The sequence below is a fragment of the Pseudomonas sp. genome (genome assembly GCF_030696055.1).
Lineage (GTDB): Bacteria > Pseudomonadota > Gammaproteobacteria > Pseudomonadales > Pseudomonadaceae > Aquipseudomonas.
In genome coordinates this window covers 1-1098 of sequence record NZ_JAUYNP010000192.1, presented here as the reverse complement: position 1 = coordinate 1098, position 1098 = coordinate 1, and the positions used below count along the sequence as shown (strand labels likewise).

2 protein-coding genes are annotated in these 1098 nt (G+C 61.4%); one reads left to right on the top strand and one right to left on the bottom strand.

Going from position 1 to position 1098, the window contains the following annotated elements; all coding sequences use genetic code 11:
* Nucleotides 1–571: MoxR family ATPase (locus tag Q8Q83_RS11185; RefSeq protein ID WP_305623720.1), on the bottom strand; the 571-nt coding region annotated here is incomplete at its 3' end.
* A 213-nt stretch (nt 572–784) separates the two neighbouring features.
* On the opposite strand from Q8Q83_RS11185, the gene Q8Q83_RS11180 reads away from it, so the two are divergent.
* The coding region (locus Q8Q83_RS11180; protein WP_305623718.1) for a pyridoxal-phosphate dependent enzyme at nt 785–1098 on the top strand (314 nt) is incomplete at its 3' end.

Here is a 1098-nt window from a genome sequence, read left to right as displayed (position 1 = left end):
CATCGACGATCTTTTGCAGGGTCGCGCGATCCGGGAAGGCGATGTAGTGGAAGAAGCAGCGGCGCAGGAAGGCGTCCGGCAGTTCTTTCTCGTTGTTCGAGGTGATGATGATGATCGGGCGTTTGTTCGCCTTGATCGTCTCGTTGGTCTCGTAAACGTAGAACTCCATCTTGTCGAGCTCTTGCAGCAGGTCGTTGGGGAACTCGATATCGGCCTTGTCGATCTCGTCGATCAGCAGGATCACCCGCTCATCGCTCTCGAAGGCCTCCCACAGCTTGCCCTTCTTGATGTAGTTGCGCACGTCGTGAACCTTGTCCGAGTCCAGCTGCGAATCGCGCAGGCGGCTGACCGCGTCGTACTCGTACAGACCCTGGTGGGCCTTGGTGGTGGACTTGATATGCCAGGTGATCAGGCGGGCAGAGAAGGATTCGGCCAGTTGTTCGGCCAGCATGGTCTTGCCGGTGCCCGGCTCGCCCTTGACCAGCAGCGGCCGCTCCAGGGTGATGGCGGCATTGACCGCGAGCTTGAGGTCGTCGGTGGCGACGTACGACTGGGTGCCTTCGAACTTCATCAGTAAATCCTCGAACGGTAACGCGCAGGCCATACCCGCGGGTTCAGTAATTGAAAAGCCGACTATAGCGCGCGAGCCCGGCGACTGTGAACGTAGACGGGCCATTCAGTCACTGAATGGCGGGTCACGTAGTGGCTGTTGCCGCACTGGACGGCTGTCCGCAGCCGTCTTAGGCTGAGCGCTTTTCGGCAACCCAAGCACAAGGACACCGCAATGAGCCGCATCTTCGCAGACAACGCCCAAGCCATAGGCAATACCCCGCTGGTCAGGATCAACCACCTGGGCCCGGCTGGGGTCACCATTCTGGCCAAGATCGAAGGGCGTAACCCGGCCTACTCGGTGAAGTGCCGCATCGGCGCCAGCATGGTCTGGGATGCGGAGGAGCGCGGCGTGCTCAAGCCCGGCATGTGCATAGTCGAGCCCACCTCGGGCAATACCGGCATCGGCCTGGCCTTCGTAGCCGCAGCGCGCGGCTACAAGCTGCTGCTGACCATGCCGGCGTCCATGAGCCTGGAGCGGCGCAAGGT